Annotated in this window: 19 protein-coding genes and 1 pseudogene; 13 read left to right on the plus strand and 7 right to left on the minus strand. The window is 73.5% G+C overall.

Annotated elements, in window-relative coordinates:
* The first annotated feature begins 38 nt into the window (after nt 1–38).
* Nucleotides 39–1088: a LacI family DNA-binding transcriptional regulator gene (locus AC07FV_RS11845; protein ID WP_479086571.1), complete on the plus strand. Its 1050-nt coding sequence runs from the start codon at nt 39–41 to the stop codon at nt 1086–1088.
* A gap of 78 nt (nt 1089–1166) precedes the next feature.
* On the opposite strand, the gene AC07FV_RS11850 is transcribed toward AC07FV_RS11845, so the two are convergent.
* A complete protein-coding gene (locus AC07FV_RS11850; RefSeq protein ID WP_479086573.1) occupies nt 1167–1955 on the minus strand; it encodes a VOC family protein in 789 nt (262 codons plus the stop codon).
* 224 nt (nt 1956–2179) lie between these two features.
* On the opposite strand from AC07FV_RS11850, the gene AC07FV_RS11855 reads away from it, so the two are divergent.
* Entirely contained in the window at nt 2180–2428 is a 249-nt protein-coding gene (locus AC07FV_RS11855) for a WhiB family transcriptional regulator (protein WP_356610831.1), read from the plus strand.
* A gap of 52 nt (nt 2429–2480) precedes the next feature.
* Here the strand turns inward: AC07FV_RS11855 and AC07FV_RS11860 are convergent, their stop codons facing one another.
* Both AC07FV_RS11860 and AC07FV_RS11865 read right to left on the minus strand, forming a co-directional pair.
* A complete protein-coding gene (locus tag AC07FV_RS11860; protein ID WP_356610830.1) occupies nt 2481–3455 on the minus strand; it encodes an acyl-ACP desaturase in 975 nt (324 codons plus the stop codon).
* Between the two features lie 429 nt (nt 3456–3884).
* On the minus strand, nt 3885–5501 hold the full coding sequence (locus tag AC07FV_RS11865) for an ABC-F family ATP-binding cassette domain-containing protein (RefSeq protein WP_479086574.1): 1617 nt from the start codon (nt 5499–5501) through the stop codon (nt 3885–3887).
* 346 nt (nt 5502–5847) lie between these two features.
* Between AC07FV_RS11865 and AC07FV_RS11870 the strand changes: the two genes are divergently transcribed.
* Nucleotides 5848–6519: a GOLPH3/VPS74 family protein gene (locus AC07FV_RS11870; protein WP_479086576.1), complete on the plus strand. Its 672-nt coding sequence runs from the start codon at nt 5848–5850 to the stop codon at nt 6517–6519.
* A gap of 140 nt (nt 6520–6659) precedes the next feature.
* Here the strand turns inward: AC07FV_RS11870 and ssgD are convergent, their stop codons facing one another.
* The gene (ssgD, locus tag AC07FV_RS11875; protein ID WP_384699520.1) at nt 6660–7076 is read right to left on the minus strand and encodes a spore wall synthesis regulator SsgD; all 417 of its coding nucleotides are present in this window, start codon (nt 7074–7076) and stop codon (nt 6660–6662) included.
* 337 nt (nt 7077–7413) lie between these two features.
* Here ssgD and AC07FV_RS11880 point away from each other — a divergent pair, with 337 nt between their 5' ends.
* The 3 genes from AC07FV_RS11880 (at nt 7414) to AC07FV_RS11890 (ending at nt 9665) form a co-directional block, all read left to right on the plus strand.
* Nucleotides 7414–8445: an oxidoreductase gene (locus AC07FV_RS11880; RefSeq protein ID WP_479086656.1), complete on the plus strand. Its 1032-nt coding sequence runs from the start codon at nt 7414–7416 to the stop codon at nt 8443–8445.
* 72 nt (nt 8446–8517) lie between these two features.
* Nucleotides 8518–8847 carry a plasmid stabilization protein gene (locus AC07FV_RS11885; protein WP_479086578.1) on the plus strand — a complete coding sequence of 110 codons (330 nt, stop codon included), beginning with the start codon at nt 8518–8520 and terminating at the stop codon, nt 8845–8847.
* Nucleotides 8848–8963: 116 nt separating this feature from the next.
* Entirely contained in the window at nt 8964–9665 is a 702-nt protein-coding gene (locus AC07FV_RS11890) for an endonuclease V (RefSeq protein ID WP_479086580.1), read from the plus strand.
* Here AC07FV_RS11890 and AC07FV_RS11895 read toward each other — a convergent pair.
* On the minus strand, nt 9653–9853 hold the full coding sequence (locus AC07FV_RS11895; RefSeq protein ID WP_479086582.1) for a hypothetical protein: 201 nt from the start codon (nt 9851–9853) through the stop codon (nt 9653–9655). The two genes, AC07FV_RS11890 and AC07FV_RS11895, sit on opposite strands and share 13 nt — an antisense overlap.
* A 206-nt stretch (nt 9854–10059) precedes the next feature.
* Between AC07FV_RS11895 and mmpA the strand changes: the two genes are divergently transcribed.
* Complete coding sequence (gene mmpA / locus AC07FV_RS11900) at nt 10060–10209, plus strand: morphogenic membrane protein MmpA (RefSeq protein ID WP_479086583.1); 150 nt, start codon at nt 10060–10062, stop codon at nt 10207–10209.
* Nucleotides 10210–10305: 96 nt separating this feature from the next.
* Here the strand turns inward: mmpA and AC07FV_RS11905 are convergent, their stop codons facing one another.
* A complete protein-coding gene (locus AC07FV_RS11905) occupies nt 10306–11484 on the minus strand; it encodes a saccharopine dehydrogenase family protein (RefSeq protein ID WP_479086585.1) in 1179 nt (392 codons plus the stop codon).
* A gap of 205 nt (nt 11485–11689) precedes the next feature.
* On the opposite strand from AC07FV_RS11905, the gene AC07FV_RS11910 reads away from it, so the two are divergent.
* The 3 genes from AC07FV_RS11910 to AC07FV_RS11920 are packed head-to-tail and all read left to right on the plus strand — an operon-like array spanning nt 11690 to nt 16331.
* Entirely contained in the window at nt 11690–12871 is a 1182-nt protein-coding gene (locus AC07FV_RS11910) for a CaiB/BaiF CoA transferase family protein (RefSeq protein WP_479086657.1), read from the plus strand.
* Nucleotides 12872–12882: 11 nt separating this feature from the next.
* A complete protein-coding gene (locus tag AC07FV_RS11915) occupies nt 12883–14097 on the plus strand; it encodes an acetyl-CoA C-acetyltransferase (RefSeq protein WP_383643625.1) in 1215 nt (404 codons plus the stop codon).
* Between the two features lie 47 nt (nt 14098–14144).
* Entirely contained in the window at nt 14145–16331 is a 2187-nt protein-coding gene (locus AC07FV_RS11920) for a 3-hydroxyacyl-CoA dehydrogenase NAD-binding domain-containing protein (RefSeq protein WP_479086587.1), read from the plus strand.
* A gap of 165 nt (nt 16332–16496) precedes the next feature.
* Here the strand turns inward: AC07FV_RS11920 and AC07FV_RS11925 are convergent.
* A pseudogene (locus AC07FV_RS11925) lies at nt 16497–17192 on the minus strand (MerR family transcriptional regulator); the annotation flags it as partial.
* A gap of 232 nt (nt 17193–17424) precedes the next feature.
* Here AC07FV_RS11925 and AC07FV_RS11930 point away from each other — a divergent pair.
* The 3 genes from AC07FV_RS11930 (at nt 17425) to AC07FV_RS11940 (ending at nt 22269) form a co-directional block, all read left to right on the plus strand.
* Complete coding sequence (locus AC07FV_RS11930) at nt 17425–18894, plus strand: amino acid permease (RefSeq protein ID WP_479086588.1); 1470 nt, start codon at nt 17425–17427, stop codon at nt 18892–18894.
* A gap of 106 nt (nt 18895–19000) precedes the next feature.
* Entirely contained in the window at nt 19001–20989 is a 1989-nt protein-coding gene (locus AC07FV_RS11935; RefSeq protein ID WP_479086590.1) for a Xaa-Pro dipeptidyl-peptidase, read from the plus strand.
* On the plus strand, nt 20986–22269 hold the full coding sequence (locus tag AC07FV_RS11940; protein WP_479086591.1) for a M14 family metallopeptidase: 1284 nt from the start codon (nt 20986–20988) through the stop codon (nt 22267–22269). Before AC07FV_RS11935 ends, AC07FV_RS11940 begins: the two co-directional genes overlap by 4 nt.
* Nucleotides 22270–22319 lie beyond the last annotated feature (50 nt).

Below are 22319 nucleotides of genomic sequence, written 5' to 3' on the forward strand. Positions count from 1 at the left end.
CGCTATCCTGGCGGCAGCCGCCCGACGAGGAGCCCGAAGTGAGCCAGACAGCGCCGCGTCCCACCCTGGAGGCCGTGGCCGAGCACGCCGGGGTCTCGCGGGCCACCGTGTCCCGGGTGGTCAACGGGGCGCAGGGGGTGCGGGACGCGCTGGCCGAGCGGGTGCGGCGCGCGGTGGAGGAACTGGGCTACGTGCCCAACCAGGCCGCCCGCAGCCTGGTCACCAGGCGGCACGACGCCGTGGCCGTGGTGGCCGCCGAACCGGAGGCCAGGGTCTTCGACGACCCGTACTTCGCGCAGCAACTGCGCGGCATCAGCAAGGAACTGACGGCGCACGACAACCAGCTCGTGCTGCTGCTCACCGAGGGACGCGAGGACCACGCCCGGGTCGGGCGCTATCTGGCCGGCGGACACGTCGACGGGGCCCTCGTCTTCTCCCTGCACCTCGACGACCCGCTGCCCGGCCTGGTCCGCAGCGCCGGCCTGCCGACCGTGTTCGGCGGCCGGCCCGGCTGGGACGACGGCCGGGACGGCGCGGTGTACGTGGACAGCGACAACCGCGGCGGCGCCCGTGCCGCCGTCCGCCACCTGGCCGGCCTCGGCCGCGACCGCATCGCGCACATCACCGGCCCGCTCGACCAGACCTCCGCGGCCGACCGGCTCGCCGGCTTCCGCGACCTCCGGGCGGACGCCGGCCCGGAACTGGTCGCGCGCGGGGACTTCACCGCGGTCGGCGGGGAGCGCGGGATGCGGGAACTGCTCGACCGGTGCCCCGACCTGGACGCCGTGTTCGCGGCCAACGACCTCACCGCGGCGGGCGCCCTGCGGGTGCTGCGGGAGCGCGGCAGGCGGGTGCCGGACGACGTGGCCGTGGTCGGTTTCGACGACATGCTGCCCGTCGCCGAGCAGACCGACCCGCCGCTGACGACGGTCCGTCAGGACATCGAGGGGATGGGGCGGCTGATGGCCCGCCTGCTGCTGCGCGGCCTGGACCGCCACGCCGTGGCCGGGGAGGGCGGGGCGACCGTGGCGGACACGTCGTCGGGGGTCGTGCTGCCGACCACGCTGATCCGCCGCGCGACCGCGTGAGGCGGTGACCGGGGCCGGAGGACCGCCTCTCGACGAGCCGCCGCGCGCCGGGTGGGCGAGGGGTCGCCGCGGAGCCGTCTAAGGCGTGCCCGGCGACGGTCTGAGCACCGCGAAGCGCGCGCCGTACGGGTCGGCGAGCCGGGCGAGGCGCCCGACGCCCGCGATGTCCGTGGCCGCCATCCGCACCGCGCCGCCCAGCCGCCCGGCCCGGGCCACCGCGGCGTCCGCGTCGTCCACCGCGAAGTACGGCAGCCAGTGGGCGTCCGTCTCCACGGGGTCGCCGGCGAGCGGGACCACGCCGCCGAACATGCTCTCCTCGCCCTCCCCGGCCGGGTTCAAGCACGTGTACGTGCCCGCGCCGGGGAAGCCGACGGCGGAGGTCTCCAGCCCCAGCACCGCGCGGTAGTACGCGGCGGCGGCGGCGACGTCCGCCGTGTACAGCTCGACCCAGCACAGCGCGCCGCTCTCCCCGGCCACGCCGAGGCCGCCCAGCCGCCCCGGCTGCCAGAGGCCGAACCGCGCTCCGCCCCGGTCGGTGAGGACCGCCGCGGTGCCCCGGTCCCGTACGTCCGTCGGGCGCACGAGCACACCGCCGCGGGCCCCCTCCGAGGCCTCGGCGGCAGCCGCCGCGTCATGGCTCTGGAAGTACACCGTCCAGGACGGCGGGCCCTGCTCCGGCGCCGGCCGCGTGCCGCCGGCCACGATCCGGCCGTCCAGCTCGAAGTGGCCGCACTCCCCGGCTCCGGGGCCCGCCGGCCGGAACCGCCAGCCGAAGAGGCCGCCGTAGAAGGAAGCGGCGCCGTCGAGGTCGGAGGTGGCGACATCGATCCAGTTCGGGGCGCCGGTGACGTAACGGGTGGTGAGCATCATCGCCCTCCTCGGAAGGGACCCGCTGCCTGCTCTGCCGAGTCTCGCACCGACCACCGACCACCGACCACCGACCACCGACCACCGACCACTGACGGCCGCTCCCGCGCGCCGCCGTGCGCCCGCGTCCGTCGCGGGGGACCATCGGGTCGGCCGCAGGCCCGTCCCGACGGCGTTGATCGCGCGTTGATCGAACGTTTTTCGCCGTCCGGCACGCTCTGAGCATGCACATCGAGACGATCGCGACGCCCGACGACCTCGCCTGGCAGCAGGAGGCGTTGTGCGCACAGACCGGGGGCGACTTCTTCTTCCCCGAGCCCGGCAGTTCCGTCCGCGACGCCAAGCGGATCTGCGCCCTCTGCCCGATCCGCTCGGCCTGCCTGGAGTACGCGCTCGACAACGACGAACGCTTCGGCGTCTGGGGCGGGCTGTCGGAGAAGGAACGGCTGGCGCTGCGCCGCACCACGTACTGAGCCCCGCCCGCCGCGCCGTCACGGCGGGGCGGGCGGGGCCGGGCCGGATCGGTCAGCCCGCCGCCCGGGCCGCCATCCGCGCCTTGCGCGCCGCGAGCTTCTCGTCGAACTTGGAGGCCTCGGCGTCCAGCCCGCCCATGTACAGCCCCAGCTCCTCCTGCGCCTGCTGACCCTCGGGGCCCAGGCCGTCGATCTCCATGATCTTCAGGAAGCGCAGCACCGGCTGGATCACGTCGTCGTGGTGGATGCGCAGGTTGTAGACCTCGCCGATCGCCATCTGCGCGGCGGCCCGCTCGAAGCCGGGCATGCCGTGACCGGGCATCCGGAAGTTCACGACCACGTCCCGCACCGCCTGCATCGTCAGGTCGGGCGCCAGCTCGAAGGCGGCCTTGAGCAGGTTCCGGTAGAAGACCATGTGCAGGTTCTCGTCGGTCGCGATGCGGGCCAGCATGCGGTCGCAGACCGGGTCGCCGGACTGGTGGCCCGTGTTGCGGTGCGAGATGCGGGTGGCCAGCTCCTGGAAGGCGACGTAGGCCACCGAGTGCAGCATGGAGTGCCGGTTGTCCGACTCGAAGCCCTCGCTCATGTGGGCCATCCGGAACTGCTCCAGCTGGTCCGGGTCGACCGCGCGCGAGGCGAGCAGGTAGTCGCGCATCACGATGCCGTGGCGGCCCTCCTCGGCGGTCCAGCGGTGCACCCAGGTGCCCCAGGCGCCGTCGCGGCCGAAGAGGCTCGCGATCTCGTGGTGGTAGCTGGGGAGGTTGTCCTCCGTCAGCAGGTTCACCACCAGCGCGATCCGGCCGATCTCGGTGACCTTGGACTGGCCCTTCTCCCACGCCTCGCCGTCCTCGAAGAACCCGGGGAAGTTGCGGCCGTCGCTCCAGGGCACGTACTCGTGCGGCATCCAGTCCTTGGTGACCTTCAGGTGCCGGTTCAGTTCGGTCTCGACCACTTCCTCCAGCGCGTACAGCAGCCGGGCGTCGGTCCATTCGGCTGAGCTGCCGAGGTGCGGGGAGACGATCGTCACAGAGAACTCCAGGGGACGTGCGACTGAGCGGAATGCGTCCGGCGAGCGGTGCCGGGGAACTTACGGGATCGTAGGCTACGAAACCGTAGGTTACGAGACCGTAGGTTAAATGCACTGTAAAGGCCGCTGATCAGCACCGTCCACGGGGGTCCGGCGCCACCCCGGGACACGCAGGTCCCGGGGCCGAACGGGTGACGTGCGCGAGGCTCGGCCGGACGGCTCCCGGAGCCGAACCGAGAGGCACCTCACACAGTCACCGCGTCCGGGTTCCCCGGCCGGTGGGTCACCAGTCCCCCGGCGAGCCGGGGCGCCCGTGGTGCGGCGCCGGTCGGCCATCATGCAGCCGGAGCGCGGCGGAGGGAACCCCCGGCACCCCCGGCCGGCCTCCTGAGGCACTCCGCCGTGCCGGGCCCGCGGGCGCCGCCCGGATCACCCGACGGCTTCCGGCCCGACGTCCTTCAGCTCGCCCCCTTCCATGAGCAGCCGGCGGGTGATGCCGATCGAGTCCAGGAACGGCAGGTCGTGACTGGCCACGATCAGCGACCCTTCGTACGACTCCAGCGCGGTGGTGAGCTGCCGGACGCTCGCCAGGTCGAGGTTGTTCGTCGGCTCGTCCAGCACCAGCAGCTGCGGCGCGGGCTCGGCCAGCATCAGCGCCGCCAGCGTCGCCCGGAAGAGTTCCCCGCCCGACAGCGTCGCCACCCGCTGGTCGGCGCGGGCGCCCCGGAACAGGAAGCGGGCCAGCAGCGCCCGGACCCGGTTGTCGGTGGCGCCCGGCGCGAACCGGGCCACGTTCTCGGCGACGCTCAGCTCGCCGTCGAGGACGTCCAGGCGCTGCGGCAGGAAGCGCAGCGGGACGTGGACCGCCGCCTCGCCCGACACCGGCTCCAGCTCCCCGGCGATCGTGCGCAGCAGCGTCGTCTTGCCCGCGCCGTTGCGCCCGGTCAGCGCGATCCGCTCGGGCCCGTGCAGGTCGAGGCCGCCCTTCACCCTTCTGCCGTGCGCGAGTTCCAGCTCCCGCAGGGTGAGCACCGACCGGCCCGCCGGCACGGCCGTGTACGGCAGGTCGACGCGGATCTCGTCGTCGTCCCGCACCGCCCGTTCCGCCTCGCCGAGCCGCTCCCTGGCCTCGGTGAGCTTCTCCTCGTGCAGGACGCGGTACCTGCCGGCGGACTCCTGCGCGGAGCGCTTGCGCAGCCGCATCACCGCGCGCGGCTCGCGCTTGGTGTCGTACATCTTCTGGCCGTACCGCCTGCGCCGGGCCAGGGTCACGTGGGCGTCGGTCAGCTCGCGCTTCTGCCTGCGCAGGTCCGACTCGGCGACCCGCACCATCCGCTCGGCCGCCTCCTGCTCCACCGCCAGCGCCTCCTCGTACGCCGAGAAGCGGCCGCCGTACCAGGTGATCGCGCCGGAGCGCAGGTCGGCGATCTGGTCGACGCGTTCCAGCAGCTCCCGGTCGTGGCTGACCACGACCATCGGGCCCGGCCAGTTCTCGACGGCCGCGTACAGCCGTCCGCGCGCGTACCGATCGAGGTTGTTGGTGGGTTCGTCCAGCAGCAGGACGTCGGGCCGGCGCAGCAGCAGCGCGGCCAGGCGCAGCAGCACCGACTCGCCGCCCGAGACCTCGCCGACGGTGCGGTCCAGCCCCACATGGCCGAGGCCGAGTTCGCCGAGCGTGGCGAGGGCCCGCTCCTCGACGTCCCAGTCGTCGCCGACGGTGTCGAAGTGCTCCTCGGCCACGTCACCGGCCTCGATGGCGTGCAGTGCGGTGCGCCGCGCGGCGATGCCGAGCGCCTCGTCGACCCGCGACGCGGTGTCGAGCGTGACGTTCTGCGGGAGATGACCGACCTCGCCGGAGACGTGGACGGTGCCGTCGGCCGGGGTGAGCCGTCCGGCGAGGAGCTTCAACAGGGTCGACTTGCCGGACCCGTTGACTCCGACGAGCCCGGTCCTGCCGGGGCCGAACGCGGCGTCGAGTCCCTCGAAGACGGGGGTGCCGTCCGGCCAGGCGAAGGAGAGGGAGGTACAGGTGAGGGAAGCGGACATACGGGGACTCCGTGGTTGCTCGATGCGGTCAGGGGCAAACGCGTATCGAGACACCGGAGGCGGCGACCGCCGTGGGGCGCGGAAAGGAGGGGCCCGGGAGCACCGGGCGGGAGAAGGCCCTGTTCCGCAAGGACGGCTCGAACGCCGAGGTCGCACGCGACGTACACACCCGCGACGGGTGTGGCGCGATGTCTCGAACCTCAGACGAGCAACGTCCTTCTCCGATCAGCGGCAACAAAAGCGATGTACAACGTAGAAAGGCCCAGGAGGGCTGTCAACGCCTTTACGGACCTGCCCCCGGCCCGGTCCGGGGGCCGCCCCCGTCCCACGACTCCGAGGAGGTCCCGTGCCCAACGGCTCGCTCTCACTGCCGGCCCGGCTCTGCCTGCTGGCCTGGGACCCCGCGCGGCCCGGGGCCGGTGACACCGCCCGGGTGCACCATCTGGTGCGGGCCGGCGCGCTCACCGAGCTGGCCCAGCGCGGTCTGCTCGTCGACGACGAGGGCGTCGCCACCCCCGTCGACCTGGACTCGCGCACCGCGGACGCGGTCCTCGACGGAGTGCTGGACCTCGTCCGCGAGTCGATGCCGCACCGGTGGCGCACCTGGGTGAGGCTGCACGCCCGGGTCACCTTCGACGCCGTCCGGGAGCAGTTGGTGGCCGACGGGTATCTGCGCGCCCGCAAACGGCGCGTCCTGGGCGTCTTCCCGTCGGTGGAGCACGTGCTCGCGCGGACCGCCGCCGCGCAGGTCCTGCGCGAGGAGACGCGCTACGCCATCGAGGGCCCGGTACCGGCCGGGGAGGTGTCCGAGCGGGACGCCGCCGTGGCCGCGCTGGCGGCCGCCGCGGAACTGCGCACCCTCGGACCCGTCGTGAGGGGCGCGCGTCGCGAACGCAGGATCGCGGAGCTGACCGGTCGCAGCGGGGCGGCGGCCCCCGGGCTGCGGAAGATCGTCGGCGAGGTGTGGGGCGCCGTGAGCGCCGAGACGGCCCGAACCGCGGCGTCGACGGGCGGCTGAACGGGGCACGTGGGGCACGCCCCTGGTCCGCGGGAGGCTCTCGGCACCTACGGGACCGTCAGGACCCCGGCCTCCGGCACCGACGGCCCCGGCGGGCCGGGAGTCCAGCTCTTCCGAGGCTCGGCTTCGGGGCCGTGCGGTCAGCAGGTGCCGCGCATCAACTCCGCCAGGTCGCGGTCCAGATCCAGCTGGAGGTGCTCCAGCCCCACCGGCACCAGCTCACCGGTGGCGTGCAGGAACCGGCGCAGCTCGCCCGAACGGACGTGGATCACGGCCGTGCCCTCGGGCGCGTGGAACTCCATGACGGTGCGGTCGTACCCGTAGGGCCGCACCCGCACGTCACCGTGACCGTCCGGCTCCCGCATCCCGGAGATGAGCAGTTCGCGGGAGAAGGTCCAGCAGACCTCCACGCCCTCGAGGGTGGCCGGGGCGGGGAAGGTCATGCGGACGGCGAACGGGTCGCCGCGGTCGTAGTGCAGGGTGGCGGGAATGCTCGGCATACGCGGCGCGGCGGCGACGAGACGCGCCTCGACGGGGTGCTCGATGACGGTGGACAACGTCTTGCTCCCTCGTGACGGCTGGACGGGCTCGGGGGTGTACGGGCCGGGCACTGGAAGAGACGACGGAATCAGCCAATCCGTGCACACGAGAAGCTAGTGACCTCTGTCACCGCGTTCATGCACGGGAGTGACACGGCTCTCCTCGGGTGCCACGCCCGGCACTTGCGCCACTCGCGCGCACGCCCGCCCGCCGTCCGGGCCCTCTGGACGGCACCGGGGCGGTGGGCTAGCTTCGCCCGCCATGAGGCGCTCGGGAAGCACGCGACGCACGGCAGGGTCCGTCCGAACCGGCGGCGGGGGAGGGGGACGGGGCCGGGCGGTGGTCGCGGCGGCGGTGTGCGCGGCTGCCCTGGCCGCCCTCACGGCCGCCCCCGCTCAGGCGCGGCACCGGCCGCCGCACTGGGAGGTGAAGGCGACCGACGTGTCCGACGCCAGGTTCCGGGGGCTCGCGGCCGTCAGCCGGCACACCGCCTGGGTGGCCGGCAGCCGGGGCACGGTCCTGCGCACCACCGACGGCGGCGGCACCTGGCGGAACGTCTCGCCACCGGGCGCCGGCGAGCTGGAGTTCCGGGACGTCGAGGCCTTCGACGCCCGCCGTGCCGTGGTCCTGGCCATCGGCGAGGGCGAGGCGTCCCGCGTCTACCGCACCGACGACGGCGGGGCGACCTGGACCGAGTCCTTCCGCAACACCGACGCACGGGCCTTCTACGACTGCCTCACCTTCTTCGACCACCGCCACGGCCTCGCCCTGAGCGATCCGGTGGACGGCAGGTTCCGCATCCTGGCCACCGGCGACGGCGGCCGCTCCTGGAAGGTGCTGCCGAGCCGCGGCATGCCCGCCGCGCAGCAGGGCGAGGCCGGCTTCGCGGCCAGTGGCCAGTGCCTGGTGGCGTCCGGGCCGAAGGACGTCTGGCTGGCCACCGGCGGGGCCGCACGCGCGCGGGTGCTGCACTCCGCCGACCGCGGGCTCACCTGGACGGCCGCGGACGTCCCGGTCCCGGCGGGCGACCCGGCCCGGGGCGTCTTCGCCCTCGCCTTCCGCGACCGCCTCCACGGCCTCGCGGTCGGCGGCGACTACCGCCCCGACCAGAGCTCCCCGCGCGCCGCCGCCCGCACCACCGACGGAGGCCGCGCCTGGCGGCCCGCGGGCGGCCCTCCGCCCGCCTACCGCTCCGGCGTCGCATGGCTCCCGCACAGCCGCACCGCCGCCCTCGCGGTCGGTCCCACCGGTACGGACCTCACCACGGACGGCGGCACCACCTGGCGGACGCTCGACACGGGATCGTACGACACCGTGGACTGCACGCCGGACCTGGGCTGTTGGGCGGCCGGCGAGCGGGGACGGGTCGCCCGGCTGGAGCCGTGACGCCGCGCGCGCCGGGGTGCTCGTCCGTAACGTGGGTACCCGTTCGCTGAACGCGAGAGGAAGTGAGCGGACATGCCACGCGGGTCGAGCCCCAAGCGGGAGCGGCAGTACGAGCACATCAAGGACAGCGCCGAGAGCCGTGGCGAGAGCACCGGTCGCGCCGAGGAGATCGCGGCCCGGACGGTGAACAAGGAGCGCGCCCGGTCCGGCGAGTCGAAGACCGCCAGCCGTACGTCCACCCAGGACAAGTCGCCGAGCAAGCGCGGCGGCCAGCGGTCGGGCAACCGGCAGGGCCCCCAGGGGCCCACCTACGACCAGCTCTACCAGGAGGCCAAGCGCCGCGGCGTCAGCGGCCGTTCGAGCATGAACAAGGGCGAACTCCAGCGCGCGCTGGGCAAGTGAGCCGCCCGGCCCGCGCACGGGCCACCGCGACGGCGACGACCACCCCGCGGTGCGGTACCGCTCGCGCACGAACAAGATCGCGAGCCTGCTCCGGACTCCCGTAGGCTGCGCCCATCATGACGACCGTGACCGCGCGGATACCCGAGGACTGGCCCGCGACCGAGGAGCGGGCCCGCGCCGTCCAGGACGGACTGCGGGCCCGCGTGGTGCTGCACGAACCGGGCCCGCCGCCCGGCACCGGCCTGGTGACCGGCGTGGACGTCGCCTACGACGACGAGCGGGACATCGTCGCGTCCGCCGCCGTCGTCCTCGACGCCGCGACCCTCGACGTCGTCGCCGAGGCCACGGCCGTCGGACGGATCTCCTTCCCCTACGTGCCCGGCCTGCTGGCCTTCCGCGAGATCCCGACGGTCCTGGCCGCCCTCGACGCGCTGCCCGGCCCACCGGGCCTGATCGTCTGCGACGGTTACGGCCTGGCCCACCCGCGCCGTTTCGGGCTCGCCAGCCACCTCGGCGTCCTCACCGGGCTGCCCACGATCGGCGTCGCCAAGAACCCGTTCGCCTTCACGTACGACGATCCGGGCCCCGCACGCGGCAGTACCGCCCCGCTGCTCGCCGGCGCCGAGGAGGTCGGGCGTGCCGTCCGCACGCGCGACGGCGTCAAGCCGGTCTTCGTCTCCGTCGGCCACCGCATGAGCCTCGACAACGCCTGCGCGCACACCCTGGCGCTGGCTCCCGCCTACCGGCTGCCGGAGACCACCCGCCGGGCCGACGCCCTGTGCCGCGAGGCTCTGCGGTCGGCCGCCTACCCGGCCTGACCCCGATCCTCGATGCTCCAGCGGCCCACCTCCCGGTAGGCGGAGTCGTAGACGGCCGAACCGTCGCCGGCCTCCAGGGCGTAGTGCTTCAGGTTGCCGCCCCAGTACCGCAGGATGCGCTGCAACTCGCCCGTGGGGTCCTCGGCGAGCGCGCCCTCGTCCATGGTGACTTCGAGAAGGAACTTCATACCTTCAAGGATTTCATTGAACTGCTCATGGGGACTTCTGCGGCGCACGGCCACCGGCAGTCATGAGCCGACGCGGGAAAAGTCTCAAACGGGGGTGCGGGCACCCGCGCCGGCCCGCACCGGCTCCGGGCGTCCGCACGGACCACCCAGGCCGACTGAGTACCCGTACGGATGTGCCCGTTCCCGACGGACGACAGGCTGGGCCCATGACGACACAGCGCGCACCCCGGCAGTCCACCCACCGACCCGGCCGGCCGGCCGAGCGGGCGGTGGTCGCCGGCCTGGTCCTCGCCATGGCGGCCGGGGTCGCGTGGATCGGCGGGATGATCTGCACGATCGCCGGATGGTCGGGTTAGGGCCCGTCCGACCCTTCCTGTCGTCGCCCGCCAGGCAGGCGACAAGGGCGGACAGGCACCGGGCCCCGGCCCGTCGCACCGGGCCCGCACCGTCCGTCAGCGGGTCGCGGCCACCCGGAAGCCGATGCCCGCCGCCCGCAGGCGCCCGGTCAGGGCGTCCCCCATCGCCACGGCCGTCGTGACCTGCCCGGCCACCGGCGGCAGCTCGTCGAGGGCGAGCGAGAGCGCCGCCTCGGCGAACATCTTCGCCGTCTCGTCGTACCCCGGGTCACCGCCCGTGACCTCGGTGCACACCCTCCGGCCACCGCCCTCGCCGACGAAACGGACCGAGAACCGGCTCCGCGCCCGCTTCTCGGCGCTGGGCCCGTCGCCCGGCTGGAGCCGGCCGGACAGCCAGCGCCGCGCCCGCGGCACCTGGGCCGCCACCGCCAGCGCGCCGACCGCCGCCACTCCGCCGACGGCGACCGGCAGGCGCCGGACGGCCGCGTAGTGGCGGTAGCGGAAGTCGGGGCCGTAGCGGTCCAGGGCCTTCGCGGACCGCCGCACGATCTGCGCGTCGATGGTCGGCAGCGGCAGCGCCCAGGCACCGATCTCCCCGGCGAACCGCGGCGCGCCGGTCGGCGTCACCGCGCGGCGGCCCACCAGCCGCGGCTCGTGCCGCCGGCGTTCCCGCGCGGCGTCCCGCAGCTGCCGCCCGCGCGCCAACTGCCCCAGCGCGGAGGCGAAGGTACCGCCCGAGAAGGCGGCGTCGACGCTGACGAAGCCGTCCACGGTCAGCGGCACGCCCTCCGGCAGCTGCCGCACGGTGAAGTGCACGCCGAGGTCGTGCGGTACGGAGTCGAAGCCGCAGGCGTGCACCAGCCGCGCGCCGGTCTCCCGCGCACGTGCGTCGTGGCGCACGTACGTCAGGTCCACGAACTCGGGCTCACCGGTGAGGTCGAGATAGTCCGTGCCGGTCTCCGCGCAGGCCGCGACCAGCTCGTCGCCGTACCGGACGTAGGGACCCACCGTAGTGGCCACCACGCGCGCCCGCTCGGCCAGTTCGCGCAGCGAGGAAGGGTCGCTGACGTCGGCGCGCAGGACGCCGACCTCCGACGCGCCCGGCAGCCGCTCCCGCAGCCGCCGCAGCTTCTCCTCGCTGCGCCCGGCGATCGCCCAGCGCAGCCCGTCGGGCGCGTGCGCGGCGAGGTACTCCGCGGTGAGTTCACCGACGAAACCCGTCGCCCCGAAGAGCACGACGTCGTACGGCCGGTCGGCCTTGTTCAGCCTGCTCATGACATCCCTTCGTCACCCTTCGGCGACCCCTGGACCCGCAGCACGCGCCGTCGCCGGTGGCCGAGGCTAGCGTGAGGACTGCCGACCCGGAGAGCGGCCCGGCCATAATTGGCTAAGCGCTTGCTCGTCCGGGTCTTGTGTCCGATGGAACACGTTCCTAGCATCACTGGTGTTACAGCAACTGTGTCACATGACTGGGGGCTCCATGTCGGGAGCGAGGACGCCGGGGCGAGAGCCGGGGCCGGAGCACGGCGCGGGCCCGCTCGGCGGGGTGCGCGTGGTCGAGCTGGCCGGTATCGGCCCCGGCCCCTTCGCCGCCATGCTCCTGGCCGACCTCGGGGCCGACGTGGTCCGCGTCGACCGCCCGGGCGGCGCCGGCCTCGGGATCGACCCCGCCCGCGACGTCACCAACCGCAACAAGCGTTCGGTGCTCGTCGACCTCAAGGCACCGGACGGCCCGGCCGCGGTCCTGGACCTCGCCGAACGTGCCGACGTGCTGATCGAGGGCTACCGCCCCGGCGTCGCCGAACGGCTCGGCGTCGGTCCGGACGACTGCCACGCACGCAACCCGCGCCTGGTCTACGGCCGCATGACCGGCTGGGGCCAGCACGGCCCGCTCGCCGACCGCGCCGGACACGACATCGGGTACATCGCGCTCACCGGTGCCCTCGGCATGATCGGCGCCCCGGACGAGCCCCCGGCCGTCCCGGCCAACCTGCTGGGCGACTACGCGGGCGGCTCCCTCTACCTGGTCGTAGGCATCCTCGCCGCCCTGCACCACGCCCGGGCGAGCGGCGCCGGACAGGTCGTCGACGCCGCCATCGTCGACGGCACGGCCCACCTCTCCTCGATGATCCACGGCATGCTCGCCGCCGGCGCCTGGCAGGACCGCAGGGGCGCCAACCTCCTCGACGGCGGCTGCCCCTTCTACGGCACCTACGCGACCGCCGACGGCCGCCACATGGCGGTCGGCGCCCTGGAGCCCCGGTTCTACGCGCAGTTCATGGACCTGCTCGGCATCCCCGAGCGGGCACCCGCCCGCGACGAACCCGCCCGCTGGGCCGAGCTGCGCGACGCCATCGCCGCCCGGTTCGCGACCCGTACCCGGGACGAGTGGACGGCCGTCTTCGCGGACTCCGACGCCTGCGTGGCGCCCGTGCTGTCGCTCCGCGAGGCCCCGCACCACCCGCACCTGGCCGCCCGCGGCACCTTCACCGACCACGGCGGCATCACCCAGCCCGCCCCCGCGCCCCGCTTCTCCGCGACCCCCACCGCCGTCCGCACCGGCCCCGCCCTGCCGGGCGCCGACGCCGAGGCCGTGGCCCGCGACTGGGACCTGCCCCGACGCCCGGACACCGTCCCGGACCTCGCACCCAACCCTCTGTGAAAGGCCTGCCAGTGACCACCGAAGCGTACGTGTACGACGCGATCCGCACCCCGCGCGGACGCGGCAAGGCGAACGGCGCCCTGCACGGCACGAAGCCCGTCGACCTGGTCGTCGGCCTCATCCACGAGATCCGCGCCCGCTTCCCCGACCTGGACCCGGCCGCCGTGGACGACGTCGTGCTCGGGGTCGTCGGCCCCGTCGGCGACCAGGGCTCCGACATCGCCCGCATCGCCGCCATCGCCGCCGGACTGCCCGACACCGTGGCCGGCGTCCAGGAGAACCGCTTCTGCGCCTCGGGTCTGGAGGCCGTCAACCTGGCCGCCGCCAAGGTCCGCTCCGGCTGGGAGGACCTGGTCCTCGCCGGCGGCGTCGAGTCGATGTCCCGGGTGCCGATGGCCTCGGACGGCGGCGCCTGGTTCAACGACCCGATGACCAACCTCGCCACCAACTTCGTGCCGCAGGGCATCGGCGCCGACCTCATCGCCACCATCGAGGGCTTCTCCCGCCGCGACGTCGACGAGTACGCGGCCCTCTCCCAGGAGCGCGCGGCCACCGCGTGGAAGGAGAACCGCTTCGAGCGCTCCGTGGTCCCCGTCCGGGACCGCGCCGGCCTCACCGTCCTCGACCACGACGAGCACCTGCGCCCCGGCACCACCGCCGACTCCCTCGCGGGCCTCAAGCCGTCCTTCGCCGACATCGGCGAACTCGGCGGCTTCGACGCCGTGGCGCTCCAGAAGTACCACTGGGTCGAGAAGATCGACCACGTCCACCACGCGGGCAACTCCTCCGGCATCGTGGATGGCGCCTCCCTGGTCGCCATCGGTTCCAAGGAGGTCGGCGAGCGCTACGGCCTCACCCCGCGGGCCCGGATCGTCTCCGCCGCCGTCTCCGGCTCCGAGCCCACCATCATGCTCACCGGTCCCGCCCCCGCCACCCGCAAGGCGCTCGCCAAGGCCGGGCTGACCATCGACGACATCGACCTCGTCGAGATCAACGAGGCCTTCGCGGCCGTCGTCCTGCGCTTCGTGAAGGACATGGGCCTGTCCCTGGACAAGGTCAACGTCAACGGCGGCGCCATCGCACTCGGCCACCCCCTCGGCGCCACCGGCGCGATGATCCTCGGCACCCTCGTCGACGAACTGGAGCGCCAGGGCAAGCGCTACGGCCTGGCCACCCTCTGCGTGGGCGGCGGCATGGGCATCGCCACCATCGTCGAGCGCATCTGACTCCCTGCGGAACCGCGGCCCCCGAGACCTCACTGGAGACCCCTGTCATGACGACCGAGAGCACCACCATCCGCTGGGAACAGGACGACACCGGAGTCGTCACCCTCGTCCTCGACGACCCCGCCCAGTCCGCGAACACCATGAACCAGGCCTTCCGCGAGTCCCTCGCGGTGGTCACCGACCGCCTGGAGGCCGAGAAGGACGCGATCCGCGGCGTCATCGTCACCTCCGCCAAGAAGACCTTCTTCGCCGGCGGCGACCTGCGGGACCTGATCCGCGTCACCCCGGAGACCGCCCAGGACCTCTTCGACGGCGGCATGGCGATCAAGCGGAACCTGCGCCGCATCGAGACCCTCGGCAAGCCCGTCGTCGCCGCGATGAACGGCGCGGCGCTCGGCGGCGGCTACGAGATCGCCCTCGCCTGCCACCACCGCGTCGCCCTCGACGCGCCCGGCTCGAAGATCGGCTGCCCCGAGGTCACCCTCGGCCTGCTCCCCGGGGGCGGCGGCGTCGTCCGCACCGTCCGCATGCTCGGCATCACCGACGCGCTGCTGAAGGTCCTCCTCCAGGGCACCCAGTACAACCCGCGCCGCGCCCTGGAGAACGGCCTGGTCGACGAGGTCGCCGACAGCCGCGAGGACCTGATCGCGAAGGCCCGCGCCTTCATCGACGCCCACCCGGAGTCCGCCCAGCCGTGGGACAGGCCGGGCTACCGCATCCCCGGCGGCACCCCGTCCCACCCGAAGTTCGCGGCCAACCTCCCCGCCTTCCCCGCCAACCTGCGCAAGCAGACCGCCGGCGCCCCCTACCCGGCGCCGCGCAACATCATGGCCGCCGCGGTCGAGGGCTCCCAGGTCGACTTCGAGACCGCGCAGGTCATCGAGGCCCGCTACTTCGTCGAGCTGGCCGCGGGCCAGACCGCGAAGAACATGATCCAGGCGTTCTTCTTCGACCTCCAGGCCGTCAACTCCGGCGCCAACCGCCCCCGCGCCGTCGAGCCCCGCAAGGTCACCAGGGTGGCCGTCCTCGGCGCCGGCATGATGGGCGCCGGCATCGCCTACTCGTGCGCCCGCGCGGGCATCGACGTCGTCCTCAAGGACGTCTCCCTGGAGTCGGCCCTCAAGGGCAAGGGCTACTCCGAGAAACTGTGCGCCAAGGCCGTCGCCAAGGGCCGCACCACGCGGGAGAAGGCCGACGCCCTGCTCGCCCGCATCACGCCGACCGCCGAGGCCGCCGACCTCGCGGGCTGCGACGCGGTCATCGAGGCGGTCTTCGAGGACACCTCGCTCAAGCACAAGGTGTTCCAGGAGATCCAGGACGTCGTCGACGCCGACGCGCTGCTCTGCTCCAACACCTCCACGCTCCCCATCACCGCGCTGGCCGAGGGGGTCGAGCGGCAGGCCGACTTCATCGGACTGCACTTCTTCTCGCCGGTCGACAAGATGCCGCTCGTCGAGATCATCAAGGGCGAGCGCACGGGCGACGAGGCGCTGGCCCGCGCCTTCGACCTGGTCCGGCAGATCGGCAAGACCCCGATCGTCGTCAACGACTCGCGCGGCTTCTTCACCTCCCGGGTCATCGGCCACTTCATCAACGAGGGCGTGGCGATGGTCGGCGAGGGCATCGAGCCCGCCTCCGTCGAGCAGGCGGCGGCCCAGGCGGGCTACCCCGCCAAGGTGCTCTCCCTGATGGACGAGCTGACGCTCACCCTCCCGCGGAAGATCCGCCAGGAGACGAAGCGGGCCGTGGAGGAGGCGGGCGGCACCTGGACCGCGCACCCCGCCGAGGCCGTCGTCGACCGCATGGTGGACGAGTTCGAGCGCCCCGGCCGCAGCGGCGGCGCCGGGTTCTACGAGTACGGCGAGGACGGCAGGCGGGCGGGTCTGTGGCCGGGCCTGCGCGAGCACTTCACGAAGCCGGGCCACGCGATCCCCTTCGAGGACATGCAGGAGCGCATGCTCTTCTCGGAGGCGCTCGACACGGTGCGGCTGCTGGAGGAGGGCGTGCTGACCTCCGTCGCCGACGCCAACATCGGCTCGATCCTCGGCATCGGTTTCCCCGGCTGGACCGGCGGCGTCCTCCAGTACATCAACGGCTACGACGGCGGGGCCGGCCTGCCCGCCTTCGTCGCCCGCGCGCGCGAGCTGGCCGACCGCTACGGCGAGCGCTTCACGCCGCCCGCGCTGCTGGTGGAGAAGGCGGACAAGGGGGAGGTCTTCACCGACGGCCGCTGAGCCCCCGGATCACCCGGCGGCGCCCGGGCCGGTGTCCGCGCCGGTGCCGTCACCCCCGGCGGTGCCGGCGCCGCCGGGCGCGTCGCCGTCGGTTTCCGCACCGGCGCCGCCGGGCGCGTCGCCGTCGGTTTCCGCACCAGCGCCCGTACCGGCGTCCCCCTCGCCGTCCCTGTCGAGCCATTCCCGCAGCTCCTCGCGGAGCGACCGCTGGAACGTGGTCAGCAGCGCCTGCACCACCAGCGGGTGCATGTGGGCGGAGAGCGACCGCACGTCCCGCGCGTCGCGTTCGGCGACCGCGTCGCGCAGCAGCCGCGACAGGTCCCGCGCGGCGGCGCGGGAGTGTGCCAGCAGGGCGGTGCGGGCGGCGAGGACCGTCTCGGGGGAGAGGGGCACGTCGAGCAGCTCGACGCCGAGCCGCAGCAGCCCGGCGTCGACGCGGTAGCGGTCGCCGTCGGGCACGGCGACGTCCATCGCCACGAGCCGGCCCACCTCCTCGTCGGTCACCGGCCGGCCCGCCCGCCGGTCCAGCTCCTCCCGCGTGACCGTCTCCACCGCCTCCGGCGCCCACGAGGCCACCACGGCCCGGTGCAGCGCGAGGTCGTGCGGGCTCAGGTCCGGCGGCAGCTGCCCCAGGTACCGCTCGATCGCGGCCAGCGTCATGCCCTGGTGCTGCAACTCCTCGATCAGCGCCAGCCGGGCCAGGTGCTCCCCGCCGTAGCGTCCCACCCGGCGCGGGCCGATCGCGGGGGGCGGCAGCAGCCCCCGGGTGCCGTAGAAGCGGACCGTGCGCACCGTGACGCCGGCCCGTGCCGCCAGCTCGTCGATCGTGAGGGCGGGCTCCCCGGTGTCGGTCGTCGTCATGTGCAGCAGTATCGCTGTCTCACCAACACTGTGACACCTCTTGTGCACCAGGTGGAGACCGCCGGCCGATCCTGTGAGAAGTCACCCTGTGTGACATGAGCCACCGCATGGCGACACAGCGTCGTGGGAAGGTGCTGCCTTGGTCTGTGCCGCGAAGGGTGGTGCGGGCCTCGTCACTGTACGGACGACCTGGGCGTATCCCGCCCGGGCGCACCAGAGAGTGGAACCACCCGTGAGCAAGGACGCCGTCGACACGGCACAGGTCGCCGCCCACCCCCAGGCGACCGGGACCATCCCCGCGGACGCGGGCGACGCCGGTTACAGCAAGGGCCTCAAGGCCCGCCACGTGAACATGATCGCCATCGGTGGCGCGATCGGCACCGGGCTCTTCCTCGGCGCCGGCGGACGCCTGCGCGACGCGGGCCCGGCCCTCGCGATCGCCTACCTCGTCTGCGGCGTCTTCGCCTTCTTCGTCGTCAGGGCGCTCGGTGAGCTGGTCCTCTACCGGCCCTCCTCCGGGTCCTTCGTGTCGTACGCGCGCGAGTTCCTCGGGGAGAAGGGCGCCTACGTCGCCGGCTGGATGTACTTCCTGAACTGGTCGACGACCGGCATCGCCGACATCACCGCGATCGCCCTGTACACGCACTACTGGAGTATGTTCACGAGCATTCCGCAGTGGGTGCTCGCGCTGATCGCCCTCGCGGTCGTGCTGGCCGTCAACCTCATCTCGGTGAAGATCTTCGGCGAGATGGAGTTCTGGTTCGCGATCGTCAAGGTCGCCACCCTCGTCGGCTTCATGCTGATCGGCATCTTCCTGCTGGCCACCCAGCACGAGGTGGGCGGCCACACCCCGGGCATCGGCATGATCACCGACCACGGCGGCGTCCTCCCGCACGGCGTGATGCCCGTCGTCCTGGTGATGCAGGGCGTGATCTTCGCGTACGCGGCACTGGAGCTGGTCGGCGTCGCCGCCGGCGAGACCGCCGAGCCGGAGAAGGTCGTCCCGCGCGCGGTGAACTCGATCATGTGGCGCGTGGCCCTCTTCTACGTCGGCTCGGTCGTCCTGCTGGCCCTGCTGCTGCCGAGTTCGCTCTACTCGGGCGACCAGAGCCCCTTCGTCACCGTCCTGTCGAAGATCGGCGTCCCGGCGGCCGGCGACGTGATGAACCTCGTGGTCCTCACGGCCGCCATGTCCTCCCTGAACTCCGGCCTGTACTCCACCGGCCGCATCCTGCGCTCCATGGCGATGGCGGGCTCCGCGCCCAGGTTCACCGGCGTGATGAGCCGCACCCAGGTCCCCTACGGCGGCATCCTGCTGACCTGTGCGGTCTGCGTCCTCGGCGTCGGCCTGAACTTCCTGGTGCCGAGCAAGGCCTTCGAGATCGTGCTGAACGTCGCCTCCCTGGGCATCATCAGCACCTGGGTGATCATCATGATCTGCCACCTGGTCTTCGTGCGCCGGGCGCGCGAGGGCCTGGTCACCCGGCCGCACTTCCGTCTGCCGGGCAGCCCGGTCACGGAGATCGTCACGATCGTCTTCCTGCTCTCCGTCCTCGTCCTGATGTGGAACGACCCCGAGGTCGGCCGCAAGACCCTGTACCTGGTCCCGGTGATCGCGGCGATGCTGGTGGCGGGCTGGTTCGGCGTACGGCGCCGGGTGTCGGCCACCGCCGGACAGGAGCCGTCCGGCCTGACGAAGTAGCGGACCGGGGGCCTCGGGGGCGCCCCGCACGCGGAGGCGTCCCCGGCCCCAGGAGCCACCGAACGCCCTCTTCTGCACGGGAGTTGACCGCTGTAGCGTCCCGCGCATGCCGATACGCATGCGCTTCACGATCTGGAGACCGCTCGCGACGGCGGCCACGGCCGCTCTCATGGCAACCTTCCTCACGCCCGCCGCGACCGCCCACCCCGCACCGCGACAGAGCGAACCCGTCCACTCCTACGCCGACGCCGTCCGCGAGGCCGTCTGGGTGGACACCGGCCACGACGGGGACGGTGACGGCGAGGACGACCGCGTCGCCGTCGACGTCGTCCGCCCCCGCGAACCCGCCCGGCAGGGACGGAAGGTCCCCGTCATCATGGACGCCAGCCCGTACTACTCCTGCTGCGGGCGCGGCAACGAGAGCCAGAAGAAGACCTACGACGCCGACGGCGACGTCGTCGGCATGCCCCTCTACTACGACAACTACTTCGTGCCGCGCGGCTACGCCTTCGTCGGCGTCGACCTGGCCGGCACCAACCGCTCCGACGGCTGCGTCGACGTCGGCGGCCCCTCCGACGTCCGGTCCGCGAAGGCGGTCGTCGACTGGCTGAACGGCCGCGCGAAGGCGTACACCAGCCGCACCGGCGGCGAGCGCGCCAAGGCGACGTGGACCAACGGCAGGACCGGCATGATCGGCAAGAGCTGGGACGGGACGATCGCCAACGGCGTCGCCGCCACCGGCGTCGAGGGCCTGGAGACCATCGTCCCGATCGCCGCCATCTCCTCCTGGTACGACTACTACTTCAGCCAGGGCGCCCCGCTCTACGACTCCGGCCCCGACTGGCTGTCGGACTACGTCAACAGCCCCGACGCCCGCGACCGCTGCGACGCCGTCCAGCAGGAGCTCGTCGACGGCGCCCCGCGCACCGGCGACCGGACGAAGCTGTGGAGCGAGCGCGACTACGTGAAGGCCGCGAGCAAGGTGAAGGCCAGCGTCTTCCTCGTCCACGGCATGCAGGACCTCAACGTCCGCATGCAGCACGTCGGCCCGTGGTGGGACGCCCTCGCGAAGAACGGCGTCGACCGCAAGATCTGGCTCTCGCAGACCGGTCACGTCGACCCCTTCGACTTCCGCCGCGCCGAGTGGGTCGACACCCTGCACCGCTGGTTCGACCACGAACTCCTCGGCTACGACAACGGCATCGACGACGAGCCCATGGCCGACATCGAACGCCGGCCCGGCCGGTGGGAGACCTCGGGCACCTGGCCCCCGCGCTCCACCGCCCCCGCCACCCTGCGCCCCGCCGACGGCGCGCGACCCGGCGTCGGCACCCTGGGCCTGCGCCCGGACCGCGGCACCGAGACCTTCACCGACGACCCCGCCCTGAGCGAGACCGACTGGGCGGCGCACATCGACGAACCCACCCCGGGCAAGGCCGGGTTCGTCACCGGCCCGCTCACCCGCGACCTGCGCCTGTCCGGCGCCTCCGAGGTCACCGTCACGGCCCGCTCCAGCACCCCGACGGCCCACCTCTCCGCCGTCCTCGTCGACCTCGGCCCCGACACCATCCGCGACTACGGCGACCGGGGCGAGGGCGTCACCACCCTCACCGACCGCACCTGCTGGGGCCCGAGCACGCCGGGCGACAGCTCCTGCTACCTGGAGACGGCGGCGAAGACCACCGACGTGGAGTACACCGTCGTCAGCCGCGGCTGGGCCGACCTCGGCAACCACGCGTCCCGGTGGCAGGGCCGCCCGCTGACCCCGGGCAGGGCCTACACCCTCACCCTGGACCTGGCGGCGACCGACCACGTCGTCCCGGCCGGCCACCGCCTCGCGCTGATCGTCGCGGGCACCGACAAGGACCTCATCGACCCTCCCCCAAGCTCTCCGAGCTGGGGGGACCCCCATGCCGACACGCCGACCCTCACGCTGGACCTCTCCCGCACGTCCGCGCGCGTACCGTTCGTCGGCGGCACCGCCGCGTTCGCCAGGGCCACCGCCGGTACGGCGGCCACCGCTCACGCACCCATGCCCCTCGACGGCGTGAGCGCGCCGCACACGACGCACCGCGTCCCGAAGGGAGCCCGATGAAGCGCCTGCGCACCCTCACCGTGACCGGCGCGGCCCTCGCCGCGTCCCTCCTGGCCGCACCGGTCCACGCCGAAGACACCGCGCCCCGACCGCCCCGCACCGGCTTCGAGCGGACGCACGGCGCCCGCTGGACCACGCAGCCCGAGGAGCAGACGCTGCTCGCGGCCGCCGACCGGGCGAGCGACCGCGTCACCGTCGAGCGCGTCGGCACCACGAAACAGGACCGCCCGCTCCAGCTGGTGACCATCGGCCGGCCCACCGCCCCGAACAAGGTGCTCCTCGTGTGCAGCCAGCACGGTGACGAGCCCTCCGGCCGCGAGGCCTGCCTGTCCACCGTCCGCGACCTGGCATACGCGACGGACCGGCCGACCCGGCGCTTCCTGGACCGCACCACCGTGCTGGTCGTCCCCACCGCCAACCCCGACGGCCGGGCCGCCGACACCCGCGGCAACGGCGACGGCGTCGACGTCAACCGGGACCACCTCGCACTGCGGACGGCCGAGGCCCGCGCCCTGGCCGCCGTCGTCCGCGACCGGCGCCCCGACGTCGTGTACGACCTGCACGAGTACGGCGCCACGCCCCCCTACTACGACCGGGACCTGTTCGACCTCTGGCCCCGCAACCTCAACACCCACCCCCGGGTCCACGACGAGGCCCGCGGCCTGTCCGGGGAGTACGTCCGCCCCGCCGCCGAAGCGGACGGACACACGACCGGCACCTACGGCATCTGGACGGACCCCGTCACCGGCGACCCGATCCGGCAGACCGCCGGCGACGGCCAGGAACGCATCCTGCGGAACATGTCCGGCATCAAGCACGCGGTCGGCCTGCTCATCGAGAGCCGCGTCGACCCGCTCACCGACGCCGAGCGCGCGGACCCGGCCCTGAACAACCGGCGCCGGGTCGATTCCCAGCTCGCCGCGCTGGACGGCCTGTTCCGCTTCGCCGACCGGCGGCGCGGACCCGTCGAGGCGGCCACCGCGGCCGCCCGGTGGTCCGGCCTGACCGACACCGGCCCCGTGTACCTCGGCGGCGCGGACAACGACCCGGCCGAACCCGGGGAGGTGCTCCGGGACCCGCCCTGCGGCTACCGGCTCGGCGCTGACCAGTACCAGGAGGTGCGGGACGAACTGGCCCTGCACGGTGTAAGGGCGCACCGGACCGGGGAGGAGGGCGCCTACGTGCCTCTGCGCCAGCCCCTGCGGGCCCTGGTGCCACTGCTCCTGGACGAGCGGGCGACGTACCGCCTGACGGTGGGTGAACCCGACACCACCTGCTGAAGAGGTGAGTTCCGTGTCGCACGTGGTAAGGGCGTAGCAGAGGACTATTT

Source organism: Streptomyces sp. NPDC045956 (assembly GCF_056430705.1).